Origin of the sequence: Vreelandella sp. 21, assembly GCF_050995515.1 — a bacterium.
In the GTDB taxonomy this organism is placed as follows: Bacteria; Pseudomonadota; Gammaproteobacteria; order Pseudomonadales; family Halomonadaceae; genus Vreelandella; species Vreelandella alkaliphila.
On sequence record NZ_CP194673.1, the window covers coordinates 1726067 to 1741767 of the forward strand.

Here is a 15701-nt window from a genome sequence, read left to right on the forward strand (position 1 = left end):
TAGTCTAGGTAGGATATGTATCATGCGCGATGCTCGTGAGACAGACCAACTGACCCTGTTTGGCCATTTCTCTTTATCACAAGGAGAAGATGTGCTGACGCACTTCAGTTATGACAAGGTAAAAGCGCTGCTCGTTTATTTGTTGCTGCACCGACAGCCGGTCAACCGAGCTTCCCTCGCAGAGTTACTTTGGCCAGACCAGGGGCTGTCATCGGGCAGAACCAACCTACGTCATGCGCTTCACTGTCTGCGTCAGTCGATGGGGGACAATGCCGAGCAAGTGTTGAACGTATCTCGCCAGACCATCGCTTTTCAGTTGCCCGCCCACTGGCGGGTTGACTTGCACGAATTACAGCAATTGTTGGAAGGCCCTCGAGATTTGGCGAACCTTGAAGAGGTGATGTCGTGTTATCAGGGGGATTTGATAGAAGAACTCCAGCTTGCCAACTGCAGCGAATTTCAGCGCTGGTTAGTTCAGGTGCGCAACGAGTGGCGTCAGCGTGTTATCCGTTTCGCTGAGCAGGTGTTAGATGCCCACTCCGATGTACCTGACAATTTATTGGAAGGTTTAGTCAGCCGCTTTTCTGGCTACGGACCATTCCATGAGCGCCTAGTACGTCAGTTGGCTGAGCAAAATCAGATGGCTGCTGCCCATGAACAGTACAACAGCTATTTACAGTTGTTAGCACTTTCTGGACAGCAGCCCGAACCGAGCTTTCTACAGTTAGCTAATTATTGGTCAGATGGTCACCATGATCCGCGTGTATTGAGCCCGCAAGGCGCTTTTTCGCGCGTGTTGGCCGCGGATAGTAAGCCTCTTCGCGAAGATGAAATTGAGCTGCGCCAGTTATCTGTGATGGCTATCCGGCTTAAGTTACAAGGTGATTGGCAAGATCGCGCGGCTACTCGTAACTGTTTGGCGCTTCAATTAGAGCTACTGCGCTGGTTAGAACAGCAGTGTCATCACTTGGGTGGCTTCTGGTTGCCGGGCGCAACAGGTGGGCTTGGCTTGGCCTGCTTTGGTACCCATGGTCCGGCTCATCAGTTGGCAGAGCTGGTTGCACTTTATGAACACTGCCGCCTGGCGTTGCCTTTAGAGTCCCAGCGTCACTGGGTCGGTGACGGTGATCCTCCAAAATTTGAGCTCGCCGCAGGTCTTAATAGCGGAAGAGTGGTTTATCTACCTGAACGTCAGCTAGCTGACCCGCTTGGCCAAGTAACCCAAGTATCACTGGAGTTAATGAGTGCCGCAGAAGGTAGCGAGTTGGTAATTTCTCAAGAAGCCAGCCAGCACATGCCGCCTGCACTTGATTTGCAGCCGCGGTTGGTATCTCGCTTAGTGGCTAGCGATGGCCGCGTCCGCTTGAGAGCATTAGTGCTGGGAGTGAATGAGGGCGGTAGGGATGCGCTACCTCCCAGTTTAGTGGGTCGAGAAACATCACTACGCACGCTAAGAGACGCGTTGGCGAGGGCAGGCATTGGCTTGCGCCAGAGCGTGCTAGTACGTGGTGCATCCGGGATGGGTAAATCTGCGTTAATGGTGGGTTTTCGCCAGTTAGAACTGAGTCGTGATGCTGCCATTTGTTGGCAGCCAACGACGCGGCTATCGGTGCTAGAGCCCTACGGTGTCGCACGTACTCTACTCGCTTGGTATGTTGAAGCTACGCCAACTTGTGAAGCTGTTCGCCAACTGCAAGAAACGCTCTCCTTAGAGCCTCTGGAGGATGAACGTCAGCAACTGCTTGAAGAAGCGCTCGGTGTGCGTGATGTTCAAGAAGTTGCTCAGTTAACTCAGAATGGTGAGGCTATTGAGCTAGTTGTAAAGCTGTTACACCGCTTAATCGATCATCTGGCCAGTTCACGGACATTGGTACTAATGATTGATGATCTGCAATGGCTTGATGAACCTTCATTCAAGGTGTTGGCAGGGCTACAAGCTCGGTTGCCGATCAATACTGCCTTTATGCTGGTCGCCAGTCACCATGGCCGAGAGTCACTGCCGGTCAAATTGCACTGGGATCAGCAAATTACGCTTGGAAGGCTGGATGCGCAGCAGTCGTCTCGCTTGCTTTCTCAGTTATCCCGCCGGTATCGCATTCATTTAAGCCCGCGGCTACGCAATCAAATCATTGAGCGTTGCGACGGGGTGCCGCTGTATATGCAAGAGATTTGTCGGCGTTTAGATATGGATCGCCGCGAAGGTCGCAGTGTACAGTTTGATGAGCTGCCCAAAGGGCTATTAGGACTGCTGGCTAGCCGAATTGACCAGTTGGAAGGTGATCGGGAAATTGCCCACGTAGCGGCGGTATTAGGCAAGCGTTTCCGTCTTGATTTTCTGCAAGAGTGCAGTGGTTGGGAAAAGCTGCGGCTGTCCCAAGCAATTGAGCACATGCGTCAACTGGAAATTATCGAACCAGTGGATAAAGACGGGGGCGAGCAGGAGCATCAGTTTAGCCACCAACTGCTGCAAGAAGCCGCTTATCTTTCATGTCCTAGGGACGTGCGCGTTAAGCTTCATCAGCAGGTAGTCACGCTGATTGAAGAGCGCTTCCCTGTATGGATTAGCCGCCACCCAGGTGATTTTGCAACTCACCTACGCCGCAGTGGCCATTACGCCAGGGGTGCTCGTTACTTTGAACTGGCCGCACGGGAAGCCCTCAAGGTGAGTGCTAACCGTACGGCACTGCGCATGGCAGACTTCGGACTTGCTAGCCTGCGTCATGTGGATCATGAAGTTGAGCGCGAAGTGAGCCTGCTGACCGTGCGAGGCCAAGCGGCCTTCGCCTTAGAGGGACATGGTTCGCCCACTGCGCATGAGAGCTTCGTGCGTGCGAGGGAGTTGCTCCGCCAGTCGGGTGGCGCCGCCACGGAAGATCCCGAAGACCTTGAGCAAATATTTTTGGTTAAGTGGGGCTTATGGGTTGGCCGAAGTCAGCGCTATGCCCACGCCGATGCATTTGCGCTTGCCTCGACGCTGGCAGACATTGCTGGGCGTTTAGAAGATCCGCGCTACCAAAGGCTGGCAGATTATGCGCGGGCGCATTGCGAATACTGGGCTGGACGCATTCAGCAAGCGCATGACCATCTGGACGAAATTGACCCGCTCAATGCGCAAATGATGATTGAATGGCTGCCATTCTCTGATCACCCGCAAGTAACCGCGGCTTCTTTCCAAGGTTGGGCGCTCTGCTTGCGTGGTGACTACCAACGCGCAGAGCGGCATATCTCTTCCGCCATCCGATTAGCTGAAAAAATTGGCCATCCCGGTACGCTTGCCATGGCGTTGATGTTTTCCGCCGCTCTTTATCGGCAGCTTGGCCATGTACATCTAGCAGCACGACACGCTGAGCGTGCTGCTGCAATGACGGGTACGCCCGATTTGCAACTGTGGCAGATTTCTGCCCAGGGGATTCTTGGCTGGCAGCGAGCTCTTGCGGGCGATCAGGGGGGCTTGGTGCAGGTGCGGGACAGCCTGGATCAGATGGCAGAGCTGAATGGACGTGATCGCTATCAGCGTCCGGTCCTGTGGTACTCAGATGCGTGTATTGAGCTTGGCGAGTTAAAAGCAGCTGAAGATTATCTGGACCAGTGCCTGGTCATTGCCAAAGAGCGCACAACGCTCTTTTTACCTGAGTTGGCAACACAGTTAGCTAAAGTGCGTGATTTGCTCGGTCACCCTGCTAATGAAGTGAAAGCGCTGGCTGAAATGGCCATTAATCAGGCCCGTGAGCATGGCAATCGCCATCAGGAGCTTGCAGTGCTCGAGCTTTGGTTGACGCGTATTGCACCAAACGACTTGCAGGCCAAAGAGGCATTTAGACGCTTATTAAGTGAAGTGAGCCATAGCGATGCGCCAGTGCTTGTTCGCTGGGTTAGCCTGCTTGATAGACGGTTGCCCCACGCGGTAAGTGTTGAAAACGAAACCTGATTGGGTGACTAACGAGTTGTTGTTTCCAGCCAGTTAAGTGTGGCGAGCGCCTCTTCTCGGTGTTCGCCACACACATCAGCATCATAGTCGAACCGCTCACACACGGCAGGACGACTAGGATCGCCAAATAACCTACATAGATTGTCATCACTTAACTGTGCGCATCGAACGCCCGCCGGTTTGCCATTTGGCATGCCGGGTATATAAGAGGTGATCGACGGTGCAATACAGCAAGCACCGCAGCCTGCTCGGCAGGCGGCGGTGTCTGTTGCGAAAACGTGACTACTCATGGCGAGGCTTCTGCCGTTGCGCCTTTATCAATTCCTTCAAATGCTTGAACCAGTGTTTTATGGCCGCTGTGCTCTGCAATACTCTTGGCAAGCCATAAAGCAATATTCTCGACGGTTGTCGGCTTGGGCAGTACACAGCAGCGTTCTTGAGGCAGCGTGATCGAAAATGTGCCTTGTGCAGACTGGTAACGGCAGGTCAGCTTTTCATCAATCTGGCTTTCAATGTCGGCCTTTTCAAGCAGATATCGATTATCCAGCCATGCTGCCCAGCGCTGCTCAAGCGCTGGCTGACGTGCCTGATGCTGCCAGATAAACAGGCGCGAGCGGTGGCCATGGGCAATCCGCTGACAGTTGCCGAGATGCCGTTTCAGTCCGTGAGTGTAGCCATAGGCAGCGCCGTCTATAGGCTCGTCACTAAGCGTTAGTGTGACACTGTGGACATTGGCTGGCCGTTGCTCTTGCTTTGTCAGCTGTGAGCTTAAATAGTGGGTGACACGCTCAACAGTGATGGTATCCCAGGGGAGCAAGGTAAATGCTTGGGCTGGCCCGCGAACTTCCATTTCGTAAGGAGTCGCTGTTCTAATGCAGATACCTTCAGCGCAGTCAGTAACCTTAATGCCGGGCGCGTTGATAGGTACGAGCAGCGTATGGTCTAGGCCACTATCGAGTGTGCGTTTGATCCAAGGCTTAACTTCCCCGAAGTCAAAAAGCATACCACCTTCGCCTAGCTCCCCATCCAGTTGAGCATCTACTTGCCAGCTACAGCCTACCAACCCTTTTGTAGGGCACCACAGTGAAACATCAATATGGCTGAGACGATTTACAAATAACGCCATTACTCAAATCCTGCAATTTTGTGCGTTTGAAGCGATAGCCGCCACTGGGGGTTAGCCATGCAATACTCGGTGGTTGCCTGAACCGTCGCGTGATTTCTCTGCGCTATGCCGTGGTCCATCGGCTGCAAAAAAAAGTGGTTGAAGTCCAAATTGGCAAATTGAGTGGGTGGCGCTGCAGATTGTGGGAAAACCAGCTTTAACTCATCGCCATGGGTGACCACCAGTGGATTAGTGCCCTTAGGGCTAACACATAGCCAATCAATTCCTGGTGGTGGTATGACCGTTCCATTCGTTTCAACGGCCACTTCAAATCCATCGCTGTGTAGTAGCGTGATCAGCGGGGTATCAAGTTGGAGTAATGGCTCGCCGCCAGTGAATACCACGTAGGGCGTTGCTCTCCCCGCATGAACTGGCCAAAGGGCTTTAATGTGATCAGCGAGTTCACGTGGTGTGTTAAAGCGCCCACCGTTAATGCCATCCGTACCGACAAAATCGGTGTCGCAAAAGGAGCATTTTGCGCTGGCGCGATCGATTTCACGCCCAGACCACAAATTGCAGCCGCTAAAGCGGCAAAATACGCTGGCGCGGCCTGCCTGTGCACCTTCGCCCTGCAAGGTATAAAAGGCTTCTTTGACGTGATACATCAGCCGGTAACCTGTGCAGGGGTAGATTCATACGCCAGTGGGTCTGAAGTATTGTTGGCTGCGAACGCCGCCAGCCGTTCACGGCAACTGCCACACTTGCCGCAAGCCAGTGGGCGTCCTTCATAGCAGGTCCAGGTATCACGGTAGTTCAAGCCCATTGCTAAGCCATCGCGTAAGATATCGGCTTTGCTCGCTGCTAGATAAGGTGCATGCAGCGTTATCGGTTCAAAATTAGCGATGCCAGCGACCTGATTCATTGCGTGAACAAATTCAGGGCGGCAGTCAGGGTAGAGAATATGATCGCCGCCGTGGGCGCCGTAATCGACACGCCCCGCCCCGATATTAACTGCCTTAGCAATGGCTAACGAAAGCAGAATCATATTGCGGTTAGGGACAACGGTGGTAGTGAGGTTATCAGCAGCGTAGTCACCCTCAGGCATTGATATATCTGGGTTGGTCAGCGCTGAGTTATCAATTAAACCGTGAATAGCACGTATATCAACGACTTGATGGGGAATATTGTGCTGCTTACAAACTGCTTTCGCTATGTCCAGTTCTTTGGCGTGGCGTTGGCCATAATCAAATGAGAGCGCATGAACCTCGAGCCCTTCTTTAATTGCGCGGTGAAGAACGGTATAGGAGTCCATGCCGCCGGAATAAATCACAACGGTAGATGACGCGTCTGCGCCAGAGGTAGGGGGTAACGACATAATAATTACTCATTGGCCGGAGAATTTATTGAGTGCTTTAGCGTCGCGCTAAATGAGATTCCGGGGTCCGGTCCGGAAGGACGGCAGTTTACGCAATGCGGGCTTGCCTGGCCAGTGGTAGCGGCAATTGGTACCATTTTCCGTTCGGTATGTGCATGGGTCAACATGCTAAGCTAATCCTTCTAGTCGTAAGGGATGAATCCATGGCCACCATAGAACATAGCGAAATTATTAATGCTCAGCCTGAAAGGGTGTTTGAACTGCTGAGTCGAGTTGAAGATTTTGCTGACTATTCTGATCTGATTAGATCAATTGATACCTTAGGCGATAACCGTTATCGCTGGCATGTCCACGCGGTGGGTATGGATTGGTCATTTGATGTGGCAGTAACCGAGATCAAGCCACCTTATGTGCTGGCATGGGAATCATTGGAAGGCGTTAAAAATCAAGGTCGTTATCAATTGCGTGAAGTGCCGGAGGGGACAGAGGTATCACTTACGCTGAGTTATGAAATCCGTAATCGATTGGTGGAAAAAGCGGTGAACCGTGCTGCAAAGCCATTAGTGGGAAAAGTGAGCAGGCAAATTCTTGAGCGCGTTGAAGCTCGCCTCAATAGTTAATGGCTACATTGGCGCCGTTAGTGAGCGGCGCGCAAAGAGACGTTTAACAGCAATCAAGCTCGTTTGTGCATCGAGGCATCAAGGTGGTCGACAACTTCGGCCCAGTCAGCATCATCTTCCACGGCCTCACGAAGAAAATCAGCTTGGCCTTCGTTCCAGCAGGGAGCCTCTGCGAGTGGCATTTCTTTAGGTAGGGGGGAGTGGCGCTGAATAAAGTGCTCAATGGATTCTGCATCCGAGCGTAGCCCGAGCTGTTCAAATAGCTCGCTAAAATGGTGTACAGGCCGTTCCATACGCTGCTTTCCTTTTTGGTTATTAACGTATGTTTAAACATAGCGTGTATAAGTGACTACGCCAGTGCGAATTGATCGACGTGCGGCGTTTAGCGCTCGCCGACAAGTGACGTTAAAAATCGCTGGCGTCGAATGTCCATGGAAAGGGGTTGAGCCAATAGGTGAACGAGTTTGGTGAAAGCGGCTTCCGGCGTCATGTTATCTCCAGACAGTAAGCCCGCTTCTGCTAGGCCATGGCCCGCTGCGTACTCGCCCATATGAATGCTGCCCTGGGGGCACTGGCTAATCGCGGCCAGCAGTTTTCCTTCGCCACTGGCGTTAGCAATGACATCAATGAGTGCAGGGTCGTTGGGTATATTACCTGCTCCCCAAAGCTGCAGTAGAGCCCCCTTTACGCGCGAATCACCGAGCAGAGCTTCCAATTGCCAAGGCGATATGCCGGGCCACAATGCTAGTCTGATAACGGCGCCATCGGAGACGGCTTGATAGTCTGAAAGCTCAAAGCGGGGCGCGCCGCGTTGTTGAAATCCTAAACCTCGACTTGGGTAATAAATGAAGTCTTCGCCAACGCGTTCACCGATACAGGGATAGCTTGGTGAGATAAATGCATCTAAGGATTCTGTATGCTGTTTAATCGCTCGTGAACCCCTCAGAAGGCGATTTGAAAAGTAGATCGCCACCTCCTGTAATTCAACGTTTGCAGCAAACCTTAATGCTCCGTAAAGGTTGCCGATCGCATCGCTATCAATCATTTCAAGAGGATGCATAGAGCCTGTTAATACAACCGGGCGGTCAATCCCCTGTAGCTGATAGGCAAGACTCGACGCGGTCCAGCTTAGGGTATCTGTGCCGTGGATAACGACAAATCCACGGTAGTTGGCTAAGTGGGCTGCAATATCGTTGGCAATCTGTTGCCAAGTCAGCGGCGTCGCTGCACTTGAGTCGATCAATGACGCATAACTAAGCACGTCATAAGCGGGAAGGGCATGTTGGTGCAGTATAGGAAGCTGGCTTAGTGCGTCTGCCATGCGATCTTGAAAGTTCCCCCCTGGGGCTAGTCCCTTTACATTTGGCTGCATGCCAATGGTGCCGCCAGTATAGATGACCAGTACACGCTCTTGAGTGGGGGCGGCGTTTGCCAGGGGAGAAGTGATGCTCATAGCCGTTTCCTGAATTGGGCGAATCTAAAGGGGTGCTTCTCAATCGTAGCGTCTAGGTACTTGTGTCTAAGTACTTGTGCCTAAGTGCCTGTGCTTAAGTGTCCGTGGCTCAGTATGCTATTGAAGCAGGTGCTGCAAACTGAGGCAGGTATTGCCATGTGCGACTGCTAACCGCGATGTACTAACAACTCACCACTATGATCGTCTAATTGGCGGTTACGCCCAGCCAATAAGGCAAATCCGCAACAAATAACAATTAGCAGAATAAGCAGCCATGCTATGTGGTCTAACTCTGCTCCGGCTTGCAGCATTAGACCAACCCCAAATGGGCCTAGCGCTGCCAACGTATAGCCGCCACCCTGTACTAAGCCAGAAAGCTGCCCCGCAAGACGTGAGTTAGCCGTTCGTAACACCAGCAGACTGAGCGCTAAGCTAAAGCTGCCGCCTTGTCCAATGCCCAGAAGTACCGCGCCGGGCCACTTCCAGGCTAATGGCGCAATAAGCAACATCCAAAGCCCTAGTGCGGTGCTAAAAAGGACTAGCAGTAAGGCAGGGCGTTGGTCGTGGGTTAAGCGGGCTAGCCAAGGTGCGCCCAGTGCTGAAACTAGCTGACACATGATTGAGATGGCCATTGTCCAGCCGGCCGCAGCTTCATCATAACCTCTGTAGACTAATAAGGTGGGCAGCCAACCAAACACAATGTAAGCCATGGAAGACTGAATGCCCATGAACAGCATGACATGCCACGTGAGTGGTTTACGCATTAATTGGGCGAGCGAAGCAGAGGTTCTTGGGTTGAGCGGGGTGTGTTGAGCCGTTGGCATGCTGATCATCCATAGTGCCAGGGCTACTAATGCTAACAGTGACCAGCTCATTAGACTCAACTGCCAGCTGCCTAACCATTGCATTAGCGGAACACTAAGACCAGCGCCTAATGCACCGCCGAAACATAACGCCATGGTGTATAAACCAGTCAGCAGATCGGCGCTGTGGGGCAGCTCTCGTTTAACAAGCGCTGGTAGAAGGGTGCCTGCAAGGCCAATCGCACTGCCTGCCATTGCGGAGCCAATAAAAAGTGCGCCAGGCACTGGCATGCCTCTTAAGATTAAACCGCAGGTTAATAAAAGCAGTGCACTACTCAGGGCCCGTTCGCTGCCCAACTGTTTAGCCAATAGGGGAGCAAGTGGGGCTGACAAGCCTAAAAAAAGCACGGGTAATGTGGTTAAAATGCCCGCTGATGCAGGGCTTAATCCCGCAGTTTCTTGCAGTCGGGAAAGCAGAGGCGCAACTGATGACATAGCAGGGCGTAAATTAAGCCCTACTACGAACATCAGAACAATAAAGGTGTATGTGCGACGAGAAGCCATGCTGGCATTTACTTGAGGTGGGGGCGTAAGTCGCCGCGTACCGCATCAAGCAGGGTAATGAAATGATAATCTTGCTGCGTGTCTAAGCAGTCTACGCGCACCTCGGTACGCATCCCCTTATCAATATTCAGCTTGTCGTAGATTTCGAGGGTTAATTTACGTGCAGGTTTATCCCCAGGCGTAATAATGCCGTCTTCCAGCGTAAAGGTTTCAAGTAACGTTACCCGTACTCGCGTGCTGCTCTCTTCGCTAAGTACCCGTCGTACAAATAACCATCCTTCACAGGGTAGCGATTCGTTATCATTACGTTCACGTAAGAAAAGAGTGCGATAACAAGCGCCCTCTGTAGAGGCTTTTTCTGCCATGCTGCGATACGCTTGCAGTACCTGCCCAGCCGATGCTCGGGCATCCTCTAGCCGCTGTGAAATACCTTGGTGCTCACGGCTTAGTTGCTCCTGGCGTTGAAAGGTAAGCCACTGGCGGTAATCGTTAATAAGTTGAGACGACGCCATAATCACTCCATGAATAAGTTAAGCTGTACCAGCGGAATACGCGAAGCGATAACCTTCGCATATTCCTAAGCAAAGGGCTAGCGACGGGCGCGACGACGACGTTCACCGCCAGTATTGGCTGCTTGTCCTTCCGGTTTACGCTTGGCGCGGGGCTGCTTCTGACCACGGCGGCCATTTTCAATCGGCTCGGGCTTAGCGTTGGGATCAGGTTCAAAACCGGGTTCGATACGTTTAGGCAGGTTTTGCTTGATAAGACGCTCAATCCCACTCAGCAAACCGTGTTCGTCGACACATACGAGCGAAACTGCTTCTCCATCGCTGCCCGCTCGGCCGGTACGTCCAATACGGTGAACATAGTCCTCTGCCACATTGGGTAAGTCGAAATTAACGACATGGGGAAGTTCGTTGATATCTAGCCCGCGAGCGGCAATGTCAGTGGCGACAAGTACCTGCAAATCACCGCTTTTGAAAGCACCAAGAGCACGTGTTCTAGCCCCTTGGCTCTTATTGCCATGGATGGCCATGGCAGGTATGTCTTGCTTAGAAAGCTGCTCTGCTAAGCGGTTTGCGCCATGTTTGGTGCGTGTGAAAACGAGTACCTGAAACCAGCCATGCTGCTGAATTAAATGGGCCAGCAGCTCGCGTTTTTTATCACGATCTACTCGGTAAATGGTTTGCTCAATTTTTTCAGCGGTCGTGTTGCGAGGTGCGACTTCTATTAACGCGGGATTGTTGAGCAACTGTTGCGCCAATAATTGTATGTCGTTGGAGAATGTTGCAGAGAACAGCAGATTTTGACGCTGTTTTGGCACTAAACGCAATAGGCGCTTGATATCATGGATGAATCCCATGTCGAGCATGCGGTCAGCTTCGTCGAGCACCAGGATTTCGACGGCCGATAGATCCACGTGGCCCTGCTGATGCAAGTCTAGTAGCCGACCTGGCGTGGCGACCAATACATCAAGCCCCGCTTTGAGTGCATCCACTTGTGGCTGTTGGCCAACACCGCCGAAAATAATATGCGAGCGTAAAGAGAGGTGCTTGCCGTAAGCGGTTACGCTTTCGCCTACCTGGGCAGCAAGCTCGCGCGTAGGCGTGAGCACTAACGCGCGTACTTGGCGTTTGCCGGGACGTTTTCCATTCGCTAACCGCTGTAACATGGGTAACGTAAAGCCAGCGGTTTTGCCTGTGCCAGTTTGGGCACTGGCGAGCATGTCGCGACCTTCAAGTACAACGGGGATAGCTTTTTGTTGAATAGGGGTAGGCTGCGTATAGCCCTGCGCGGTAACCGCGCGTAGTAAATCGTCGTGCAGACCAAGTTCAGAAAAGCTCATGCGTTCTCCGCAATCGCTTAGTAAGTGACGTCGCTTGGCGCCGTCGTTACTGAGCGTAATGTTCAAAAAGCGAGGATGGTACACCTTCGCGGCAGCGAAGTTTGCCAGATAAAGCACGATGCCGCGATGGTCATTTTTTTGCCGATCAAGACGGTGAAATAGACATTGGCTCGAATCGGGGGTGACGTGGTGATGCTGAAAGATGACTCCTTTAGTATATCATGGATACTTCATTTCAGCGTTTAACATAGCGGTTGGATGCCTTACTGATGTCACATCTGAAAATAATTTCCTTCGCGGATCTCATTGGCGATTTGCAGGGCCACCTTATCCCAACTTTCGCCAAGTGAGCGAACGAGAGCAGGGTAGCCGTCCTGCTGTAGCTCGGTCTCTGCAGAAAAACTTTTTAGCGCAAGTAGGTTATTATCCGCGCCGCGTAACTGCCATTGGCCACTGGTGACCGCTCGCCCATCGTGCCGCCCCTGAAATTGATCAACTTCAAGTAGTAATGTGAGCGCTTCAGGTGCATTGCCATCAGCATGAACGACCTGAATGGACGCGAGCTCTTGGGATAGTTGAGCACGCAATGCACGTTCTAATTGGCGTCCAATACTTTCCGCCCATTGGTGTTCTCGGGCTTCATTTAGGGTGATGTCATCAAGCTGCATGACGATACCGTCCACATCTAGATAGTGTGCTAAACGTGGTGATCGCACCTGCAGTGTGCCAATCGGCTGGCTTGGTGAACTCACTGCATTTTCGCTTGGTAGCATGTAGCGAGAGGGTGGTGTGACACTGCTAGCGCAAGCGCTTAGCAGAATGCAAAGGCCAAATAGTGATAAATAGCGGACTGCCTTACAGCGCATAGTAAGCTCCTTCTTAGCGTGGTGCGCGAGGCACGGGATCTTGAGTATCCAGGTTGTCGAATAAAAGCGCTCTTGGGTTTTCATTTAATGTGCGAGTAAGTGGTTGTAAGTCGCGCATTAAGCGATCCAGCCGTTGAATAGCCGTTGTTAAATCCTGATAGGCTGGAGATGATGGCGATACACCTTGCAAGGTGTTACGTAGCTCCTCAAGAGTCGCATTTACGTTTCCGCCCACTGCCTGAGTATCGGGATCATTCAGCAACTGGTTGATGGAAGTGCTTACTTGGCGTATCTCGTTGAGCACACTTTCAGATGCTTGTAAGTTTCGGTCTAAACCTGCAAGTAATGGCTCAACTTCAAGCGCGTTTAATTTCTCAAGCAGGCTGGTTATCTGCGCTTGGATCTGTGCAAAGCCGCCAGCGACGGTAGGGAATACTGTCCGCTCGGAGAACGTTTCGGCGACATATTCATCAGCCAAGTCGCGTTGAAAATTAAGATCAACGAAAAGTGCACCCGTTAATAGGCTGCCATTTTTGAGTGATGCACGCAGCCCTAAGCCGAAAAGGCGCTTAAAGCGCGAGTCCCACTGTTCTATGTCGATGTCGGCATTCTCAATGCCCAGTCGCTGAGGCTCGATTCGAATCAGCACCGGGATGGCAAACTGAGAACGTGAGTCGGGCTGTGGAGCGGTAAAATTCCAGGGCACCGACGCAACCGTACCGATTCTTACTCCGCGAAATTCGACGGGCGCACCTTTCGATAACCCGCGAACGGTATCATCAACCAATAGCACGTACTCTAAATACTGATTGAAGGTTCCTTCCCGGGCAGTATTTTCATCCGCATAGAGATTAAAGCGTGCATTGGGCTCTACGGGTTGCCCCATCGGCAAGTCTTCTGGCACGCCAAACGTAACGCCACCTCCCAGTAACGCTTCAAGAGACTCCACGTTGACACGTACACCATCAGCATCTAGTTGAAAATCAACACCGCTCGATGTCCAAAATCGAGTGCTATCCGTTACCAACTGGCCGTAGGGTTCTTCAATAAATACTTGGTGGTGCATTGTGCGAGATTCCGCGTCAAACCGAGTATCTTCAACTCGTCCTACGGTATAGCCCTGGTAAGAAACAGGGTCGCCTATACGAAGTGAGTTACCCAGTTGACTGACTAAGCTGATTTGCAAACCAGCCTGCCCAGCTGGGGCAACCGGTGGTGTATCACTTACCGTAAACTCGCGCTCAGGTTCATCAGACTTACCTGCCTCTAGCTGAATATAGGCACCCGACAATACCGTGCCCAGCCCGCTAATGCCCTCGCGGCCGATGCGCGGCTTTACTACCCAGAATCGGCTATCTTCCCTAAGCATAGCTTCCGCTTCTGGTTGGATGCGGGCGGTCATAACGGCGTGGGAAAGATCATCAGATAAGCGAACGTTTTGGACTCTGCCTATTTCAACATTGCGGCTGCGAATAAGCGTGCTGCCCGCTTCGATACCTTCCGCGCTGTCCATTGTTAGTGTAACGAGCGTGCCTCGGCTGGCGTAGTTGTCGTAGACAAGCCACAGTCCGATCACAACAGCAACGATTGGCACGATCCAAATCGGAGAGAGCCGTGTTTGCGGTGATGACTTCGCACGATGTAAATCGTTGTTGTCGTTGGTATCGGCTTTATTTGGTGTTGAATCATTAGCCATCAACAGTTTCCTTGGTGGCCGTTTTACGGCGTGTAGAGCGAGGAGTTGGTGTGTCCCAAATTAAGCGCGGATCAAACGTCATGGCTGCTAACATTGTGAACACAACGACGGCGGCAAACGCGAGCGCTGCCGGCCCTGGTGTAATTGACATTAAAGACCCCGCGCGAATCAGAGCTACTAATATTGAAACCACAAATACGTCAACCATTGACCATCGGCCTATAAACTCAGTCAGCCGATAAAGTCGAGTTCGGCTTTGTGCGTTTAGCTCGTTGCTATGCTTTATAACCATACAGAGCCAAATCAATGCGACTAGCTTGCCAACGGGAACAATAACGCTCGCTACAAAGATAACCACGGCCACGGGCCAGGAGCCCATTTGAACCAGTTGGACAACCCCGCCAATGATCGTTGAGGGTGATGAGTGCCCTAAGCTAGTCGTGGTCATAATAGGGTATACATTAGCAGGGATATACATCACCGCTGCTGCAAAAAGCAGTGCCCAGGTGCGTTGTAGGCTGTGTGGTAATCGTGGGTGGAGCTTTTCTTGGCACCGCCGACAGTGCCCCGTGCCATGCTCGCTAAGGCGATTAATTAGGCCGCAAGTTGGGCAGCCGGTTACTCCCTGGCTTGCTGCTGTCGTTCCTGTAAGAGTGCCTTCTGGCGCGAGGGGTTCTTTCTCTAAAGAGAACCACATCCAATCTGAATCAATGGATTGTGTCGTTAACAGTAAGAGGATGGCAAATACACTGAATGCCCAAAAGGAGATGCCTAATTCAACTTGTGCCATGCCAGCTATTTTTATCAAACTCACCAGTGCCCCAACGATGAAGACATCCGCCATCATCCATGGGTTAAGCCTCGCTAGTGAACGAGCGATGTCCCGACTAAACGGCATTGGATGGCCGCGAAGTAAGCCAAACTGAAGCCAGATCACGCCGATTAGATAAATAGCGGGCAGCACAACAATGGTCATAATGACAGCGATAGCGACAACAGGCTGATGAAAAGAGATGAGCGTAGTGGCTGTCTGTGAAAGTTCTATACGATTACCAATGCCGCTGATGCTAAAGCTCACAAACGGAAATGACACTGCTGCAAGTAGTGCTATCAAGGATGAAAGCGCTAGCGCCATGCTTCTCTGAGCAGGATAACGATGTCGCTTTACCAGCACATGTGAACAGCGTGGGCAGGATGCTTTCTCTCCGGAGCCGAGCGGAGGAAGTGCAGAAACCCAGTCACACTCGTGACAGGCGCGTAAGCGTCTACGCTGGGCGCGTGTTTCGGGAGGATGGCAGTCGACCTGTGGTGAGTTCACCTGCAAAGAAGGTCGTTTAATAAACTGAAAATGAGGCAACAGCAAATTCTCAATACGTTGAGGAATCCAAATTAGTACGGTGGGCAGATACTACTGTCAAATCGAGATTTATCTTCGCCCCGCCAAA

14 protein-coding genes are annotated in these 15701 nt (G+C 51.9%); 2 read left to right on the forward strand and 12 right to left on the reverse strand.

Annotated features, from left to right (window positions below; translation table 11 throughout):
• Positions 1–22 precede the first annotated feature (22 nt).
• The gene (locus tag ACN06F_RS08080; RefSeq protein WP_433924991.1) at positions 23–3928 is read left to right on the forward strand and encodes an AAA family ATPase; all 3906 of its coding nucleotides are present in this window, start codon (positions 23–25) and stop codon (positions 3926–3928) included.
• Between the two features lie 8 nt (positions 3929–3936).
• Here the strand turns inward: ACN06F_RS08080 and ACN06F_RS08085 are convergent, their stop codons facing one another.
• Genes ACN06F_RS08085 through queC form a run of 4 tightly spaced genes read right to left on the reverse strand, consistent with a single transcriptional unit; the run spans position 3937 to position 6408 of the window.
• Positions 3937–4218, reverse strand: coding sequence for a YkgJ family cysteine cluster protein (locus ACN06F_RS08085; protein ID WP_084183702.1), 282 nt, complete (start codon positions 4216–4218; stop codon positions 3937–3939).
• Positions 4215–5054, reverse strand: coding sequence for a 6-carboxytetrahydropterin synthase (locus tag ACN06F_RS08090; protein WP_433924992.1), 840 nt, complete (start codon positions 5052–5054; stop codon positions 4215–4217). Before ACN06F_RS08090 ends, ACN06F_RS08085 begins: the two co-directional genes overlap by 4 nt.
• Entirely contained in the window at positions 5054–5698 is a 645-nt protein-coding gene (gene queE, locus ACN06F_RS08095; protein WP_433924993.1) for a 7-carboxy-7-deazaguanine synthase, read from the reverse strand. The genes ACN06F_RS08090 and queE overlap by 1 nt, the downstream gene beginning before the upstream one ends.
• Complete coding sequence (gene queC / locus ACN06F_RS08100; RefSeq protein WP_198349838.1) at positions 5698–6408, reverse strand: 7-cyano-7-deazaguanine synthase QueC; 711 nt, start codon at positions 6406–6408, stop codon at positions 5698–5700. Before queC ends, queE begins: the two co-directional genes overlap by 1 nt.
• A 203-nt stretch (positions 6409–6611) precedes the next feature.
• On the opposite strand from queC, the gene ACN06F_RS08105 reads away from it, so the two are divergent.
• A complete protein-coding gene (locus ACN06F_RS08105; RefSeq protein ID WP_038483816.1) occupies positions 6612–7028 on the forward strand; it encodes an SRPBCC family protein in 417 nt (138 codons plus the stop codon).
• A 53-nt stretch (positions 7029–7081) separates the two neighbouring features.
• On the opposite strand, the gene ACN06F_RS08110 is transcribed toward ACN06F_RS08105, so the two are convergent.
• The 8 genes from ACN06F_RS08110 to ACN06F_RS08145 all read right to left on the reverse strand — a co-directional run bounded on the left by ACN06F_RS08110 (position 7082) and on the right by ACN06F_RS08145 (position 15595).
• Complete coding sequence (locus ACN06F_RS08110) at positions 7082–7321, reverse strand: DUF2789 domain-containing protein (RefSeq protein WP_038483819.1); 240 nt, start codon at positions 7319–7321, stop codon at positions 7082–7084.
• A gap of 89 nt (positions 7322–7410) precedes the next feature.
• Positions 7411–8481 (reverse strand): asparaginase, encoded by a 1071-nt coding sequence (locus tag ACN06F_RS08115; RefSeq protein ID WP_120387018.1) that lies wholly within the window; start codon positions 8479–8481, stop codon positions 7411–7413.
• Between the two features lie 167 nt (positions 8482–8648).
• Positions 8649–9848 (reverse strand): MFS transporter, encoded by a 1200-nt coding sequence (locus tag ACN06F_RS08120; RefSeq protein WP_253487861.1) that lies wholly within the window; start codon positions 9846–9848, stop codon positions 8649–8651.
• Positions 9849–9856: 8 nt separating this feature from the next.
• On the reverse strand, positions 9857–10360 hold the full coding sequence (locus ACN06F_RS08125) for a hypothetical protein (RefSeq protein ID WP_038483828.1): 504 nt from the start codon (positions 10358–10360) through the stop codon (positions 9857–9859).
• 77 nt (positions 10361–10437) lie between these two features.
• Entirely contained in the window at positions 10438–11694 is a 1257-nt protein-coding gene (locus ACN06F_RS08130) for a DEAD/DEAH box helicase (protein WP_089038216.1), read from the reverse strand.
• A 272-nt stretch (positions 11695–11966) separates the two neighbouring features.
• The gene (locus ACN06F_RS08135) at positions 11967–12560 is read right to left on the reverse strand and encodes a PqiC family protein (RefSeq protein ID WP_038483834.1); all 594 of its coding nucleotides are present in this window, start codon (positions 12558–12560) and stop codon (positions 11967–11969) included.
• Positions 12561–12573: 13 nt separating this feature from the next.
• Positions 12574–14256, reverse strand: a complete 1683-nt coding sequence (gene pqiB / locus ACN06F_RS08140; protein ID WP_198349840.1) for an intermembrane transport protein PqiB — start codon at positions 14254–14256, stop codon at positions 12574–12576.
• Positions 14249–15595, reverse strand: coding sequence for a paraquat-inducible protein A (locus ACN06F_RS08145; RefSeq protein ID WP_038486739.1), 1347 nt, complete (start codon positions 15593–15595; stop codon positions 14249–14251). Before ACN06F_RS08145 ends, pqiB begins: the two co-directional genes overlap by 8 nt.
• Between the last annotated feature and the right edge of the window lie 106 nt (positions 15596–15701).

Excerpts from the sequence above, each read along its gene's own strand:
- ACN06F_RS08080 (WP_433924991.1), top strand. The coding sequence starts at position 23 with ATGCGCGATGCTCGTGAGACAGACCAACTGACCCTGTTTGGCCATTTC.
- ACN06F_RS08085 (WP_084183702.1), bottom strand. The coding sequence starts at position 4,218 with ATGAGTAGTCACGTTTTCGCAACAGACACCGCCGCCTGCCGAGCAGGC.
- ACN06F_RS08090 (WP_433924992.1), bottom strand. The coding sequence starts at position 5,054 with ATGGCGTTATTTGTAAATCGTCTCAGCCATATTGATGTTTCACTGTGG.
- queE (WP_433924993.1), bottom strand. The coding sequence starts at position 5,698 with ATGTATCACGTCAAAGAAGCCTTTTATACCTTGCAGGGCGAAGGTGCA.
- queC (WP_198349838.1), bottom strand. The coding sequence starts at position 6,408 with ATGTCGTTACCCCCTACCTCTGGCGCAGACGCGTCATCTACCGTTGTG.
- ACN06F_RS08105 (WP_038483816.1), top strand. The coding sequence starts at position 6,612 with ATGGCCACCATAGAACATAGCGAAATTATTAATGCTCAGCCTGAAAGG.
- ACN06F_RS08110 (WP_038483819.1), bottom strand. The coding sequence starts at position 7,321 with ATGGAACGGCCTGTACACCATTTTAGCGAGCTATTTGAACAGCTCGGG.
- ACN06F_RS08115 (WP_120387018.1), bottom strand. The coding sequence starts at position 8,481 with ATGAGCATCACTTCTCCCCTGGCAAACGCCGCCCCCACTCAAGAGCGT.
- ACN06F_RS08120 (WP_253487861.1), bottom strand. The coding sequence starts at position 9,848 with ATGGCTTCTCGTCGCACATACACCTTTATTGTTCTGATGTTCGTAGTA.
- ACN06F_RS08125 (WP_038483828.1), bottom strand. The coding sequence starts at position 10,360 with ATGGCGTCGTCTCAACTTATTAACGATTACCGCCAGTGGCTTACCTTT.
- ACN06F_RS08130 (WP_089038216.1), bottom strand. The coding sequence starts at position 11,694 with ATGAGCTTTTCTGAACTTGGTCTGCACGACGATTTACTACGCGCGGTT.
- ACN06F_RS08135 (WP_038483834.1), bottom strand. The coding sequence starts at position 12,560 with ATGCGCTGTAAGGCAGTCCGCTATTTATCACTATTTGGCCTTTGCATT.
- pqiB (WP_198349840.1), bottom strand. The coding sequence starts at position 14,256 with ATGGCTAATGATTCAACACCAAATAAAGCCGATACCAACGACAACAAC.